Annotated in this window: 17 protein-coding genes; 6 read left to right on the forward strand and 11 right to left on the reverse strand. The window is 36.5% G+C overall.

Annotated features, from left to right (window positions below):
* Position 1: 1 nt before the first annotated feature.
* From BQ3481_RS07550 to BQ3481_RS07560, 3 genes are read left to right on the forward strand one after another with little or no spacing between them, the layout of a single operon-like run.
* Complete coding sequence (locus BQ3481_RS07550; RefSeq protein WP_157927721.1) at positions 2 to 937, forward strand: Gfo/Idh/MocA family protein; 936 nt, start codon at positions 2 to 4, stop codon at positions 935 to 937.
* Positions 934 to 1,203, forward strand: a complete 270-nt coding sequence (locus BQ3481_RS07555; RefSeq protein ID WP_157927722.1) for a Trm112 family protein — start codon at positions 934 to 936, stop codon at positions 1,201 to 1,203. The genes BQ3481_RS07550 and BQ3481_RS07555 overlap by 4 nt, the downstream gene beginning before the upstream one ends.
* Positions 1,204 to 1,209: 6 nt before the next feature.
* Complete coding sequence (locus tag BQ3481_RS07560; RefSeq protein ID WP_157927723.1) at positions 1,210 to 1,686, forward strand: acyltransferase; 477 nt, start codon at positions 1,210 to 1,212, stop codon at positions 1,684 to 1,686.
* Here BQ3481_RS07560 and BQ3481_RS07565 read toward each other — a convergent pair.
* The 5 genes from BQ3481_RS07565 to BQ3481_RS07585 are packed head-to-tail and all read right to left on the reverse strand — an operon-like array spanning position 1,683 to position 7,621.
* Positions 1,683 to 1,916, reverse strand: a complete 234-nt coding sequence (locus BQ3481_RS07565) for a hypothetical protein (protein ID WP_157927724.1) — start codon at positions 1,914 to 1,916, stop codon at positions 1,683 to 1,685. The genes BQ3481_RS07560 and BQ3481_RS07565 overlap by 4 nt on opposite strands.
* The gene (locus BQ3481_RS07570; RefSeq protein WP_157927725.1) at positions 1,913 to 2,908 is read right to left on the reverse strand and encodes an MraY family glycosyltransferase; all 996 of its coding nucleotides are present in this window, start codon (positions 2,906 to 2,908) and stop codon (positions 1,913 to 1,915) included. Before BQ3481_RS07570 ends, BQ3481_RS07565 begins: the two co-directional genes overlap by 4 nt.
* Positions 2,908 to 5,031, reverse strand: a complete 2,124-nt coding sequence (locus BQ3481_RS07575; RefSeq protein ID WP_157927726.1) for a DEAD/DEAH box helicase — start codon at positions 5,029 to 5,031, stop codon at positions 2,908 to 2,910. The genes BQ3481_RS07570 and BQ3481_RS07575 overlap by 1 nt, the downstream gene beginning before the upstream one ends.
* The gene (locus BQ3481_RS07580) at positions 5,028 to 7,109 is read right to left on the reverse strand and encodes a minichromosome maintenance protein MCM (protein ID WP_157927727.1); all 2,082 of its coding nucleotides are present in this window, start codon (positions 7,107 to 7,109) and stop codon (positions 5,028 to 5,030) included. The genes BQ3481_RS07575 and BQ3481_RS07580 overlap by 4 nt, the downstream gene beginning before the upstream one ends.
* Positions 7,106 to 7,621: a DNA replication complex GINS family protein gene (locus tag BQ3481_RS07585; RefSeq protein WP_231911760.1), complete on the reverse strand. Its 516-nt coding sequence runs from the start codon at positions 7,619 to 7,621 to the stop codon at positions 7,106 to 7,108. Before BQ3481_RS07585 ends, BQ3481_RS07580 begins: the two co-directional genes overlap by 4 nt.
* Before the next feature lie 299 nt (positions 7,622 to 7,920).
* On the opposite strand from BQ3481_RS07585, the gene BQ3481_RS07590 reads away from it, so the two are divergent.
* Positions 7,921 to 8,877, forward strand: coding sequence for a replication factor C small subunit (locus BQ3481_RS07590; protein WP_157928514.1), 957 nt, complete (start codon positions 7,921 to 7,923; stop codon positions 8,875 to 8,877).
* 366 nt (positions 8,878 to 9,243) lie between these two features.
* On the opposite strand, the gene BQ3481_RS07595 is transcribed toward BQ3481_RS07590, so the two are convergent.
* On the reverse strand, positions 9,244 to 9,495 hold the full coding sequence (locus BQ3481_RS07595) for a hypothetical protein (RefSeq protein ID WP_157927728.1): 252 nt from the start codon (positions 9,493 to 9,495) through the stop codon (positions 9,244 to 9,246).
* 93 nt (positions 9,496 to 9,588) lie between these two features.
* Between BQ3481_RS07595 and BQ3481_RS07600 the strand changes: the two genes are divergently transcribed.
* The gene (locus BQ3481_RS07600; RefSeq protein WP_157927729.1) at positions 9,589 to 9,945 is read left to right on the forward strand and encodes a helix-turn-helix domain-containing protein; all 357 of its coding nucleotides are present in this window, start codon (positions 9,589 to 9,591) and stop codon (positions 9,943 to 9,945) included.
* Positions 9,946 to 10,140: 195 nt separating this feature from the next.
* On the opposite strand, the gene BQ3481_RS07605 is transcribed toward BQ3481_RS07600, so the two are convergent.
* On the reverse strand, positions 10,141 to 10,566 hold the full coding sequence (locus BQ3481_RS07605) for a Fur family transcriptional regulator (RefSeq protein ID WP_157927730.1): 426 nt from the start codon (positions 10,564 to 10,566) through the stop codon (positions 10,141 to 10,143).
* A gap of 87 nt (positions 10,567 to 10,653) precedes the next feature.
* Here BQ3481_RS07605 and BQ3481_RS07610 point away from each other — a divergent pair, with 87 nt between their 5' ends.
* Positions 10,654 to 11,130 (forward strand): Dps family protein, encoded by a 477-nt coding sequence (locus BQ3481_RS07610; RefSeq protein WP_157927731.1) that lies wholly within the window; start codon positions 10,654 to 10,656, stop codon positions 11,128 to 11,130.
* Positions 11,131 to 11,341: 211 nt separating this feature from the next.
* Here BQ3481_RS07610 and BQ3481_RS07615 read toward each other — a convergent pair whose 3' ends face one another.
* The 4 genes from BQ3481_RS07615 to BQ3481_RS07625 form a co-directional block, all read right to left on the reverse strand.
* Complete coding sequence (locus BQ3481_RS07615; RefSeq protein ID WP_157927732.1) at positions 11,342 to 12,529, reverse strand: multicopper oxidase domain-containing protein; 1,188 nt, start codon at positions 12,527 to 12,529, stop codon at positions 11,342 to 11,344.
* Positions 12,530 to 12,601: 72 nt separating this feature from the next.
* Positions 12,602 to 12,730, reverse strand: coding sequence for a hypothetical protein (locus tag BQ3481_RS11875; protein ID WP_255408287.1), 129 nt, complete (start codon positions 12,728 to 12,730; stop codon positions 12,602 to 12,604).
* 21 nt (positions 12,731 to 12,751) lie between these two features.
* On the reverse strand, positions 12,752 to 13,291 hold the full coding sequence (locus BQ3481_RS07620) for a ZIP family metal transporter (protein WP_157927733.1): 540 nt from the start codon (positions 13,289 to 13,291) through the stop codon (positions 12,752 to 12,754).
* Complete coding sequence (locus tag BQ3481_RS07625) at positions 13,288 to 14,028, reverse strand: pentapeptide repeat-containing protein (RefSeq protein WP_157927734.1); 741 nt, start codon at positions 14,026 to 14,028, stop codon at positions 13,288 to 13,290. Before BQ3481_RS07625 ends, BQ3481_RS07620 begins: the two co-directional genes overlap by 4 nt.
* Positions 14,029 to 14,051: the final 23 nt, after the last annotated feature.

Genomic DNA, 14,051 nt, shown 5'->3' on the forward strand with positions numbered 1-14,051 from the left:
TATGAAGATAGTTCAGATAGGTACGGGCGGTTTTGGAAAAAATCATGTAAGAATTCTTTCCCAGATTGGAGTTCTTTCAGCTATATGCGACACGGATGCCTCGAGGGCAAAAGAGATTAGTGAAAAATATTCTGTGAATCATTATTCGTCTCTAGATTCACTTATGGATTCAGAAAAATTTGATGCGGCATTTGTGTGTACACCCACTTCGACTCACTTTGATTTAACAAAAAAACTCTTAGAACAAAAGAAAAATGTTTTTGTAGAAAAACCAATGACTTATTTCTCAAATGAGGGAGAAGATCTTCTCAAATTAGCCAATAAAAACAAGGTGATTCTCACAAGTGGATACATAGAACGGTTCAATCCTGCCGTTTCACTTGTCAAGGAATATGTCAAAACCAAAAAGTATGGAGAATTGATCATGCTCGAGTTTCACAGAGAAAATAGAATGCCAAACCACATAAAAGATGTAGGAATTATCTATGACACGTCAGTACATGACATTGATACTGCCATGTGGTTATTTGACGATGTGCCAGAAGTAGTATTTGCAAGGTCTGGAAAAATAAGACATGAACATGAAGATTTTGCAACAATAATGCTGGGTTTCAAAGATAACAGGGTTGCAATCATATCATCAAATTGGATCACTCCAATTCGTGTAAGAAAATTTAATGCAGTATGTGGTGATGCCATAATTTCTTCTGATTTTATCACACAAGAGGTAAAGATCGAAACTAGTTCAGGAGCAGAGATACCAAGAAAGGAAATGGAAGAGCCTTTACTTTTAGAGATAAAAAATTTCATATCTGCAATAGATGGAAAAGAAAGCATCAGAGTAAGAGCAGAGGATGCAGTAAACACCACCAAGATTGCAGAAGCGGCACTTTTATCTAGCCAGAAAGGAACCCCAATCTATCTGAATTTAAAATGAACCGAAAACTAATGGAAATTCTTGCATGTCCAATAGACAAACATTTTCCACTAGAGTTAGTAGAATTAGCTTCAAAAGAAGAAATTATTTCTGAGGGCATTATTTTTTGTTCAAAATGTTCCAGATATTATCCAATAATAGAAGAGATTCCAATAATGCTGCCAGATGAATTGAGAGACAAAAATCAAGATATTGAATTTTTGAACAAGCATAGAAATATTCTTCCTGACAAGATTATTGTAAAAGGCATCCCATGGCACTTGTGATAAGAAATGGTTACGAATTTCATTTCTGAAAAAGCCAAACTTGGAAAAAATGTGAGAATATGGCATTTTGCCTATGTAGGAGACAATACAGAGATTGGAGATAATGTCAAGATTGGTTCTCTTGCACATGTTGATTACAACGTGAGAATAGGAGAAAATACCATGATAGAGGGGCTCGTATACATACCACCACTTTCTAGAATTGGAAAAAATGTTTTCATAGGCCCTGCTGCGTCTTTGACTAATGATCCCTATCCAGCTAGTAAGAAAATGATAGGAGTTACCATAGAAGACGGAGTAGTCATAGGCTCCAGGGCAGTCATAAAGGCAGGAGTTAGAATTGGAGAGAATAGTGTTGTGGCAATGGGGGCCGTAGTCACAAAGGATGTTCCACCCAATTGTGTAGTAGTTGGGGTTCCAGCCAAAGTCAAGTATTCAAGAGAAGAATACGATAAGAAAAAGATAAGGTGGGAAAACAGTTAGTGATGCATCTGTTGATGAAATATCCAGTTCTTTATTTTTGACATTATCAAGATCCAAAGTACTACAAGCATGATCGCAATACTTGCTTTTACAATAGAATCTATCATACTATCTAGATTGCCGAATCCATGAATTGAGATGTGTGCAATTATTGGGACAATCAGTGCACCTCCAGCGATAATCAGTAACCACATCACAAATATGTAGAAAAAAATTAGAGTTCCTTTCATAGATTAATTTCCATCATGAAAGATGTTATTATTGCAAGTGCTGCAGAAAATAATGCCAATCTAAATATCACAAATCCCACTTGTTTTTCAGTAAGAGGTCCATTTGCTAAGATCAATCTGACAAGGGTCACAGGGGCAGATTTATCAGTACTAGCCATCAGCTTAAAATCTTCAGTATGAACAACTGGATTTGCTTTTATTTGCCTATGTTCGACTATTCGTTTTACACTGGAAAGGAACAGAAAAGAGTTTATCACTGCAGGAAGTAATGCAATCGCAGCAATAATTTCAACATGACCTATAATAGATAGTGCACCATACATGGCTCCCAGAGTTAGCGCACCAGAGTCTCCTGGAAATATTTTACTTGGAATTTTGTGATATTTGTAGAATGCCAACGACACAAACCCAAGAGGTAAACTTGCCAGCGCAATATCATAATTGTGTACAATGACAAGACAAACAGTAAGGGCAAAGCTAGCAATTGTCATAAATCCGCTTGCTACACCATTTAGTACATCAATAGAGTTTACTGTATTTCCCATAACTGGAATGATAATAACTATTAACGCCAAATAGAGTTCAGGAATCTTGACTGAACCAAACAGTGGAAATGCAAGATGTGGTTGAGCATACGCTCCAAGTAAAATAATAGGCAATGCAGAAGCTGCAAGAGCAAGCGGTTTGAACCACCCACCAAGTACTTTTCTGTCATCGGCAAAACCAACAAGAAAAGCTAAGGAGGTTGTAATTATAATTGCAAGTATATTGGTGGAGGAGAAAAAGGCATAAAGAGTGAGCTCAGAGGCCAAAATTCCTGCAAGAATTGAAGGTCCTCCAGGGCGGGCAACCATTGTTGCAACCTCTTTGTTGTAATCTTTTACAACCATGTTTCTTTTTGTTAGTGCTTTGATTAGGCTTGGAGTAATTGCGTAAACGGTAACAAATGCCACTGCAGAAATTAGTATTCCTACAATAGTTCTGTCCAGCATTATCTTATCTTTTTCAGATGTGTCTTTATGTTTTCTGCAACAATTGGTCCTATCTTGTCCATTTTGGCTAGTTTTTCAACAGATATTGAGGTTAAATCCTCTCTAGTTTTTATGCCATTCTTAAAGAGTACCCTGGCTCTTACCCTTCCAATTCCTTTTACTTGCACCAAGTCACCAAGTTCTTCTTTTATGCCATACGCTACTCTAGACCTTAGAGAGTCAATTTCAGTCAAGATCTCATCTTTTTTTTCTAGTTTTGCAATTTCATAAAGAGAATGGATTAACCAATCCGTTGTCTCTACCATCCTATGCATATCGCCAGATTCTATACCAAAATTATCAGACAGAAATATTTCACTTGATTCATTGATCCAAGCATGTATTGCAAGAAGACTTCGGTTACAATCATATTCAGATATAGGTTCTATTAGTTGATCAGCATAATTTTCAATCAAGGTACCAATAAACTCATAATCTTTATTGCGTAATGAAAACTTGGGAAAGAAATCCTCCGAGATTGTAATCAAATGTAGTAAACCAAGAACATGCCCCTGTGTTGAAATTTTTTCCAAGGATTTTCTAAATAGAACTGCTGTAAGAGGATCAATGTATAATGTTGAAGTTTTTTTGCCAAAGTCTGTAGCAATATACCTATTTCCTTTTTGTTTTACAAGTTCCTCGGATTCCAGATATCGCAAAGATATCTGAATATGGAATTTTATTGTTGTTTTTCTCTCTTGTGAACCTGAAAGTGTCTTTGAAAAGAATTCTACAATGTCATCTCCCTTGATACCAGGATTTGTAGATATGAAACTGAGAAGATGTATTCGTAATGCCTTGTCTCCCGTAAGTTTTGAAGAGATAGGTTCGGGTGTTCCGTTAATGTAATAATCAAAGATCTCATCGCTATTTGAGTTGCCCACAATTATCGCCTCACCATATTTATCATATTGTGGCCTACCTGCACGGCCACACAGTTGTTTATACTCCAATATACTGATCGGTTTGTTTACGCCATACTTTGCATCATATCTAGACATATTAGCAATAACCACTCTTCTTGCGGGAAGATTTACTCCAGCAGCCAAGGTAGGGGTAGATGCCAGAATCTTTATCCTTCTGTTTCTAAATTCAGATTCAATTAGATCTCTGCAATTTGGATTAAGACCAGCATGATGAAATGCCACTCCGTTTTTGATTAGGCCTGCCAATGTTTTAACAAGTTCAGTATGTTCATTATCATCCAAAATTTTTTGTGAAATTTTTCCCAGTACTTCTTTTTCTTCAGTGTTTAGAGTCTTTAACACAGCCTCTGATGCCTTTGTGGCAAGAGAGACAGAACGTGCCCTCGTTTCTGCAAATAAAATTGCCTGACCTCCACTATTTAGTGAATCAAGCCCCAAGTCAACCGGCGGTCCTCTAATGCTTGTTTGAACTTCAAATTTTTTCCTGTCTTGCATAGTAACTATACCTTGATCGTAGACTCCTTCTGACAATGGAACCGGCCTCCACTCACTAAGAACTAATTCACACCCTAACCAATCAGCAATCTCGTCAGCATTAGTAACAGTAGCACTAAGAGCAAGTATTTGCGGTTTTTGTGGCAATAACTTCATCTTTGTAAGTACAATTTCAAGAGTTGGTCCCCTATCATCATCACCCAGTAGATGCACTTCATCAGCTATTACAAGACTGATTTGATCTAACCACTCTGCACCTTGTCTTATAATAGAATCCATTTTTTCATTGGTTAGTACAAGAATATCATTTTGACCTAGATTCTTGTCAGACATATCAAAATCACCTGTAGATATTTGGATTTTCAGATTTTTTCCCAGACCATCTGAACCAAGTTTTTTAAATTCATTGAATTTTTCAGAGGCCAAGGCCTTTAGAGGACTGAGATAGATTACTTTTCCCCTCTTTTCAGATAGATGTTTTATTATTGCAAGAATGGCAATCAATGTCTTACCACTTGCTGTTGGTGCAGAGACCAAGATACTTTTTCCTTCAAGCAATCCAGCTTTTACTGTCTTCTCCTGAGGTGGATATAGACTCACATATCCGCTTTTTTGTAGAAATTCTATTGTTAAAGGAGGAATGTCTAACTGCTCTATTTTCATACCCGGTTATAATGACCGGGTTTAGATTCATAAATAGCTGACTCTCGTTGCAATTTTTTAATATATTTTCTTGCCTCATCTTCCGTAAATTTGTCAGTCTTGATCAGTTCTTTGACAAATATTTTTTCTTCAACAGGTCTTTTTTCATCGCCTTCAAGTGATTTCATCACATCCATGAATAATTGCATTTTTGAGACCTCGCTGTGAGGACGTCCTTGTAGGACTCCAAGGTCAACTTTTCCTGTGTTAACATCAACTCCGGCATCTTGCAACATGCTTTGCATGAGAAAGATTGCTCGCTCTGCATCCTCCCCATCAACTTGTGTTTTCATCAATAATCTAGCTCTTGCTGTTGCCAATCTTACAAGTCCCTCTAATTGTCTGGGTGTTACTGTAATCATCCCTTCAGATTCTACATTTCTCATGGTCATATAGTAATTCAGGATCAGATCTTCTGCTTCTGGAGTAAGATTGGGATCGAATCTCTTTGCAAATGAGAGATATTTTGTAAGAATATCAACATCAATTAGCGATTTGGTATCAGTTCCGGATACCCTATGTAAATTCAATATGTGTCTTGCAATTCGTGTATCCCTTTCTTTTGATGGAATATCTCTAACAACAAAAATAAGATCAAAACGAGTTAAGAGTGGAACTGGAAGATTAACATTTTCAGTTATATTCTTGAAAGGATCATATTTTCCAAACATGGGGTTTGCAGCAGCTAAAATTGAAGTTCTGGCATTCAATGTTGCAACAATTCCACCCTTTGCAATACTTACTGACTGTTGTTCCATTGTTTCATGCAGTGCACTTCTATCTTCAGGTTTCATTTTATCAAATTCATCTATACATACAAGACCTTGATCGCCTAATACTACAGCGCCAGCCTCAAGCATCATTATACCAATTTTATCCCTGACAACTGCGGCTGTAAGTCCTGCAGCAGTAGAACCTCTACCAGATGTATAAAGTCCCCTTGGTGCAATTCTTGCACAAAATTTTAACATTTCACTTTTTGCTGTACCAGGATCACCTACTAGAAAGACATTGATATCACCACGAATTTTAGCACCATCGGCAAGGATTTTTTGAGTAGATCCTACAATCAGTAATAAAATGGCCTCTTTAATTATATCATGTCCACTCACATGTGGTGCAAATGAAGCAACAAGCCTATCATAGATATCAGGATTTTTAACAAGTGATTTGATTATTTTTTCTTCATCGATGGAGATTTCTTCCCGTTCAGTGCTTCTAGAAGTCTTATTTCCACGTCCACGATGAAACTCGATATTATTTCCTTGAATTCTTAATCTATAGATACCACTTTTTCCTCTCATAGAAGGTATGTGTTCTTGTTCAATTCTCACAATTCCTGTAAGTATTATACGATCTCCTGGTCTTGCATTATCGACCAAGTCTTGCAAGACTGTTACATCAAGATAGTGAGGTAATTGACCTGGGGGCAAATCTTCTGGTAATTCTTGCAGCCTAACCATTTGGAAATCAATAAACTTGCTTTGTTCTGGATTTATCTCAAGATCTCTGTGAGTACATTTTCCATTATCACATTTTAACGGCTCTTTGAACTCTAGACCTTTTTCCTGAATTCTCACGGTCTTGTGGTTATCAGGACAAAAGTAAACTAGTTCTTTTGCAAGTGGTTTAATTTCAGAAGATCTAACAACCATGCCAGATACACTAATTACTTTTCCAATAACCTCTGCGTTTACTTCACGTAAGCTTCTCTGTGATGGATAGTTTGAAATTCTTACTCTAATATCATGCCGGATTTTTTCTGCATATTGTGGAAATCTTTCTTTAAGAATATCTTTTATTGCCCCACCAAAGGCTCTGAGTATTTCATCAGGATCAGTGGTAAATACAGATTCAATTTCAGGGTATGATACCAAATCATTGTAATCAACTACGATATATTGTGTTTTCTTTGCCATCATTTGGTCTATTTCATCAACATATTTGTAAACATCAGACTTGTCTTTGAATTGGCTCAAAAAATCTTTTACTTGATCTTGAAGTTTGCTCTTGGAGATAGATTCGGGTTGGGTAGTCATTTTTTATCACCCATTATTTGTCTTTTAAACTCAGTACTGTTGTTGTGAATATAATCAAATAATGTTCTCTCTTCTATTGTTAATTTTTTCGCTAAATCAGCAGTCATCTTGGATGAATCTGCCAATCGAATTATTTTTCCTTGGCGTTTACGAATAAGAGAATTCAACATGCTTTCTATTTTATCACGATCTTCTTGTGGAAGCCTGCGTGTAAATGAATTTACTTTGATGTAAAAATCAAGATCCAATGTAGAGAGATCAAAATCACCTTGTACATTTTCTTTCATAACTGCCTGCTTTAGGGCCACAATCATATCAGTATCTTGCACTTCAATCAATTTTTCTGAGGATAATACTTCAGCTATCCATCTAGGCATACTCAACATATCACCTTGTTTGGCTTCTATTGATGTCAAAGGTGCCTCTATTTTCAAATCATAGCCAAAGTTGACTTTGACATCCTGTAGGCGATATCCTATACTATGTACTTGTATGAGTTCTGAAATGTGCAATTTACTCGATCCTCCTTTGAGCAGCTAAAGGGATCGATCGATCAATTCTGTTAACCATTTAGTTCGATCATTTGATCTAAATTCTATCTGTACAAATTTGTTCCTGTTCATAACTAAAATAGCATCCCTCTCATTTAACATGGAATTCCAAGTCACCATCTTAACAACATCTCTTTTTTCAACAATAATAACAATCGGTTATAATGGTAATACCCAATATTTGCATAAGATCAGTGATGATAATTCCAAGCATGAATTCTTAAACTTAATTTTATTAGTAAGTGAAAGACGTATTCACTATGAATGAATCTTCAATGTGGGTAGAAAAATATCGCCCTACCAAGATCTCGTCAATTATAAATCAAAAAGAAATAGTGGGTAGTCTGCGATCTCTTTTAAAAAACACATCAGAGATGCCTCATCTGTTATTTTCTGGCTCCGCGGGAGTTGGTAAAACTACCACTGCATTGTGCCTTGCGAGGGAGATCCTAGGTGATTCATGGCGTGAATATACTCTAGAATTGAATGCATCCGATGAACGTGGTATCAATATGGTCAGAGAAAGAGTAAAGAAATTTGCAAGGTTTTCCGGTTTAGATACTAGTATTCCTTTCAAGCTTATAATTTTGGATGAAGCTGATGAGATGACCTCAGATGCTCAAACTGCCCTGAGAAGGATTATTGAAGACACTGCAAAACATTGTAGATTTATCATGATTGCAAATAATATATCAAGGATTATAGAACCTCTTCAGAGCAGATGCGCTGTTTTTAGATTTACAAGAATATCTGAAGAAGATATAATTATTCACTTGGAAGAAATTTGTAAAAAAGAAAAAATAAAATACACTCAAGAAGGCTTGAAGACTTTATACCAACATTCAGAAGGAGATATGCGTCATTCCATAAACATGTTACAAGCTACAGCAAGTGTTGGAATAATAAATGAAGATAATGTAAAGACCTCAGCAGGACTTGCCAAGACCAGCGATGTAAGTGTCATTTTGAAACTTGTGCTTGGAGGAAAAATTTCAGAAGCTAGGAACAAAATGATTGAACTCATCAAAGTTTATGGAATGTCAGAGTCAGACTTTTTGAAATATCTGAATGAAGAATGTTACAAAATTAAGACTAGTCATTTATCACAGATGTTAGAGGCTATAGCAAAATATGATTACCGGTTAATCATAGGAGCCAATCCAGAGATTCAGCTGTCTGCCTTATTGGCAGAACTTGGAAATATAGAAAAAGAGTAGCGCAGAGAGGGCAGATAAACATTTTGCTAACCCATAATGAATAATTTTTGTACTTGGTTAAAGCAACAATCCTTGCGGGTCATCCCATGATCCATTGAGACTCGTGCTACTTTAATGAAATGATTTGAGTCAACTAAGATTTCAACCACACAGTTTAGATCTCCCTTTTAGTACGGGTCCACAGGGAGATTGTTGTCTTCAATAATATTTTGACTACTTGTGTTTGAAATTATATGAACCGTGGAAACATATAACCATTCTAAGATTTAACTTTAGTGAGGAAGGTTTGTTGCTATTCATAAGATTAATAAAAATTCGGTATTAATGAGATCATGTATTTTTCATTCGATAAATGATTCTCAATTTTCATTTATTATCATTCAAAATATCAATGACTTCTTGTACCCTTTGAGGATTTAGAGCATATTGTGGCCCATAGGATGTAGGATGTTGTAAAATCAAATTTTCTTTGACAAGTTTCTTTAGTTTCTTGTCAACATCACCTTTTAGATGGGATGGAAATCCGGTCTTTAGGTTTTCAAGTGAAATGTGTTTTTTGCCAATTCGATTATCATAGAATAGCTTTCTCAGTATAGCTTTGCTTACATCATCTATCAATGGTTCTTATTGCTATACAATTGATATAAGTATTATGTAATTATTTACCTATTAATGGGTAATTTTATATATAATTCTACAGAGATAATACATATGAAGAAAAAGATTTCTGGAAACAGGGCATTACAAAGTGGTCCTCTAGAAAGTGTATTCCCAGGAAGCACCTCAAAGATTCTGGATTTCCTTGCAACTTTCAAAGATTGGGATTACTCTGTTTCAGACATAGCAAAAAACTCTGGAATATCCTTCAAAACAGCATTGAATGAAATCAAGAATTTAGAACAACAAGGTGTTATATTTAGAACTAGAACTGTTGGAAAAGCCATAATGTACAAGCTTAATTTGGATTCAAAACAGGGATATTATATTGGCAAGCTAATCTTTGAACTTGCAACAAAAAGATCTCTAGAATCATCAGAAACTAAAACCAAGACTAAAGTAACTGCATAAATTCTTTTATCATTATTCTATTTCTAGCTCAGTGAATTTCGCAATATGCCATTCTGGAAAAGATAACCTATTTCCTTGTCTGTAGGTTTTGTATGAATCTGTTCCATATATCCACCAACGGGGATAATTTTAGACCCATCTTTACATAAAATTAGAATTGGACTGAGAAACTAATCGCCATTTTGGACTATTGGATCAAACCTTTGATTTACACAAACTACAGTATCCGTAAAAGTCAAAATTTCCCCGTAATATTCTGTATCTTGATCTCGTTGCTACTCTGCTTTGAATCTCTTTTATTGACGCATCATCTAGATCTTCGATTTTTCCACAGTTAAGACATATCAAGTTGATATGCTCTCCAGTATTTGCATCAAACCTAGATTCTCCTTTTACTTCTATTTCATTAACAAGTTTATTGCTCCTCATTAGATCAAGAGTTTTATAAACAGTAGAAAGACTTACCATCGGGTATTTCTTTTGGACAAATTTGTGTATTTGTTCAGCACTGGGATGTTCTTCACTTTTCATAACGTAGTCAACTATGGCAATTCTTTGAGGGGTAATTCTGAATCCTTCTTTTCTTAATGATAATACAACTTGATCCAGTTTGTATTGCATAGTTCTTTTATGTTGCATAATATATTTAATAGTTATTATTACTAATTAATAATAACAATTAAATAGGAATTGTTCCTATTAATGTGTATGAAAACAAATATTGGAATCTCTGAACAGAACCAAAAAGCAGTATCAGGGATCCTAAGTAAGTTACTTGCTGATGAATACGTCTTGTATACGAAGACAAGAAACTACCATTGGAATGTAATAGGACCACACTTCAATGATCTTCACAAGTTCTTTGAAGGACAGTACGAGTCTCTTGATGCAAGTATAGATGAGATTGCAGAAAGAATCAGATCTCTTGGTTCCAAGGTTCCGTCTACCCTTGGTGAGTTTGTCAAAACCTCTAGACTTGCAGAACATCCAGAAAAATACCCAGATGCTCAAACGATGGTACAAAACCTACTTGCTGACCATGAAAAAGTAATCCAGTACCTAAGAGAGGACGTGGGTGCATGTGATGAAAAATACCATGATGCTGGAACTCAAGACTTTCTCACTGGTTTAATGGAAGAACATGAAAAGACTGCTTGGATGCTTCGATCCGTTTTGGAGAAATAAAACTTTCCCAATTCTTTTTAAGTGAAATTAAATGACTCAAATTAGATCTGAGCAAATAACTGATGAATGTCTTACTATCTGCAAGAAGGTGCTAATTTGCATGGAGTGTGGAAGTGTTAATACTAGAATTGATGATAAATTTTTGTTCTGTACTTAGTGTGGGAAAAAATTCCAATTCATGAAGTGATAGATCAAATCCTGTAAGACTTGGTTATGATATAACCGTAAACAAGGCTAGCATTCCAGCTGGGATATGATCATTGACATGACAGTGATACAGCCAAGTACCTGTGTTATCGGGATACATGTCAAGTACCTTCATACTCATTGGCAATAATTCTACCATGTCTGTACGCATTCCATCCATTAGGAGTGTCTGTCCATGCCAGTGAGGTGTATGCAAATCAGTCTCTGTTCCCATTCCTACAACATACCACCGAACATGAGTATTTGCTTTCATTACCAGTCCTGGCAGATTCCCATACATGTATCCGTTTATTGCATGTCGCATGTTGCTTTCCTGAAAATCAGCATCATCAACATTTACACTTGATGAATTTTGTGTAAATGTTTTGATGTTGTAATCAAGATATGGACTTTTGTTTTCATTAAATATTGCAAACATTGTCACAAATTCCTTGTCTACACCCTTTGGAGTACCATCAGGGTTTGCCTCTCCATGTCTTGTTACAATAATCGGTCCTGCAAGTCCTGCATAGGTATCTCCCACTTCATCGACATGTGAGTGATACATCCAAACTATTGAGCTTGGATCATGTGGTCCAGGCCCAGCACGTTCTGGAACCTGCCAGATGTAAGTGTAATTTCCACCTGGTGGTACTGCATCACCTTTTTTCTCAGACGTTTGGACTCCATCATTGTATAATGCCCCCTCTGAATCTTTTTGATAAAAAACACCGTGAGGATGAATGCTAAATGGAAAACGTGCATTATTTTTAAAAACGACTTTGATTGTATCTCCTACTTCTGCATGCATTACAGGTCCCAGTATTCCAAGATGTTGCCATTTGTCAGGAATTGGTTTTAGTGTTGTAAATGTATCATCAGTATATTCTCTGTATATTGCTTTGAGTGATACCTTTCCAATCCTGTCCTTGCCATTTTCCATGTAAACATTTGCAATATCATCAAATGGTTTTCCTGTTATCTGGTTTATTCCAGTTGGGGCAAAATTCCACTTGACCTCGTCTGCTGCTATGTAGTAAGTGCGTGTTTGTCCATGATAGTTTGCATCTGCAAAACTAATTGGAGCAACATTGTCATTGTAATTAAGGTCATGACTATGATGGTCACCTGTTAAAGATTGGTAACCTACAAGAGATGCAAATGCTGCAAACGATATTGCAAGTACGACTAGGGCAATTTTGATATAACTCATGATTTTAGGCTCCTCCAAGTGAGACTATAAGATCAGTAACAAAGCCAGCACATAGCCCAACAAAAATGCCAATCATGATAACATTATTGGTAGTTTGTTTTCTTCCAGCATATACATCAACATTGAGACATAAATTAGTGCACCGCCTGCAATTGATAAGAACAGTATGTATGCAACATTTGAAAATACCAAGCTTCCCAAGATAGTTCCAACAAATATTGGTCATCCGCCAACAAGACCTGCAAGTATCAAAAAGCGAGCAGTAGGTCTTTTCAAGACTCCAGTAAGCGGACCTGCTATTCCAAATCCCTCTGTTGTATTATGAGCTCCAATTCCTACTGCAATCATCATTGCAAGCCTGTATGCACTAATTTCATGAAATGACTGACGAAGATGATCATCTCCCTGTTTTATGCTTTCTAGAGACAGTACCTGTGGAACTCTTTTTGTCATCGCTCTATGCTCATACAATACAAGCCCAAGCAACCCAATTGCAATTCCTCCAAATAGTGCAACAAGATCTATTACTGCATCCCCAAGTGATGCCTTTCCTGCAGATGCGTCAGTTGCAGCACTAGTTGCAGACTCCCATGTATGACTAAATACATCTATGATGAGAAATACCAAAATTCCTAATGCAAACGCGTTAAGAAATCCTTTTGCCCTGGTGGATAAATTCTTCATTACTACAAGCGGCAGACCCAAGAAAATAGTAAAACCAGCTATTGCGCCAAGTAACAAAAGTTGAGTATAGTCAATCATGTGGTATCCTTGTCCACTATCCGACAGACAGGATTTCCATGACATGACATATCAGCTCCAGAATAATCAAGTCCTCCTACGTTTGTACCAGTAAGGTCAGCATCTTCAAAACTGCCACCGGTTATGTCAGAATTTGCCAAGTTTGCACTACCAAGGTTTGCGCTTGTAAACACAGCATTTCTCATGTCCACATTTGTGAGTATGACATTTTGCAAATCAGCGTTATACAAATTTGCACCAATAATATTGGTATGAGATAGATCAAGAGCTACCAATCTGGCATTACTAAAATCTACACCCGGAAATCTGGCACCAATAGTGTTTGCCCCACTCAAGTCTGCCCCCGATAGATTTGTATGATAAAAGTCAGCATATCTCAAATCGGCACCTCTAAGGTCTGCACCAGACAAATTGGAATAGGCAAAACTGCCTCCAGACAAGACAGCGTTTTGCAGATTTGCGCCTGAAAGATTTACATTATAAAATAATGCATTCTTGGCAACAGTCTTTGAGAGGTTTGCTCCAGTCATATCGGCAAAATGAATCTCGGTGTGAGCCATTTTGCAATTGCTCAAGTTTATTTTCGGAGTTGGTACCGCAAAGCAACTGTTTGATTTTATAGTAGAATGGTGTGTTGGGACATTTCTAAAATCTTGTGCAAAAACATTTGTTGTAGAAACAGAAGTTATTGCAATTACACTTACAAACAAGAGTAACATAGTTTTCATTGTCTTCATTAGGCAAGCCTAATTGTGACATG

The sequence above is a fragment of the Candidatus Nitrosotalea okcheonensis genome (assembly GCF_900177045.1).
Lineage (GTDB): Archaea > Thermoproteota > Nitrososphaeria > Nitrososphaerales > Nitrosopumilaceae > Nitrosotalea > Nitrosotalea okcheonensis.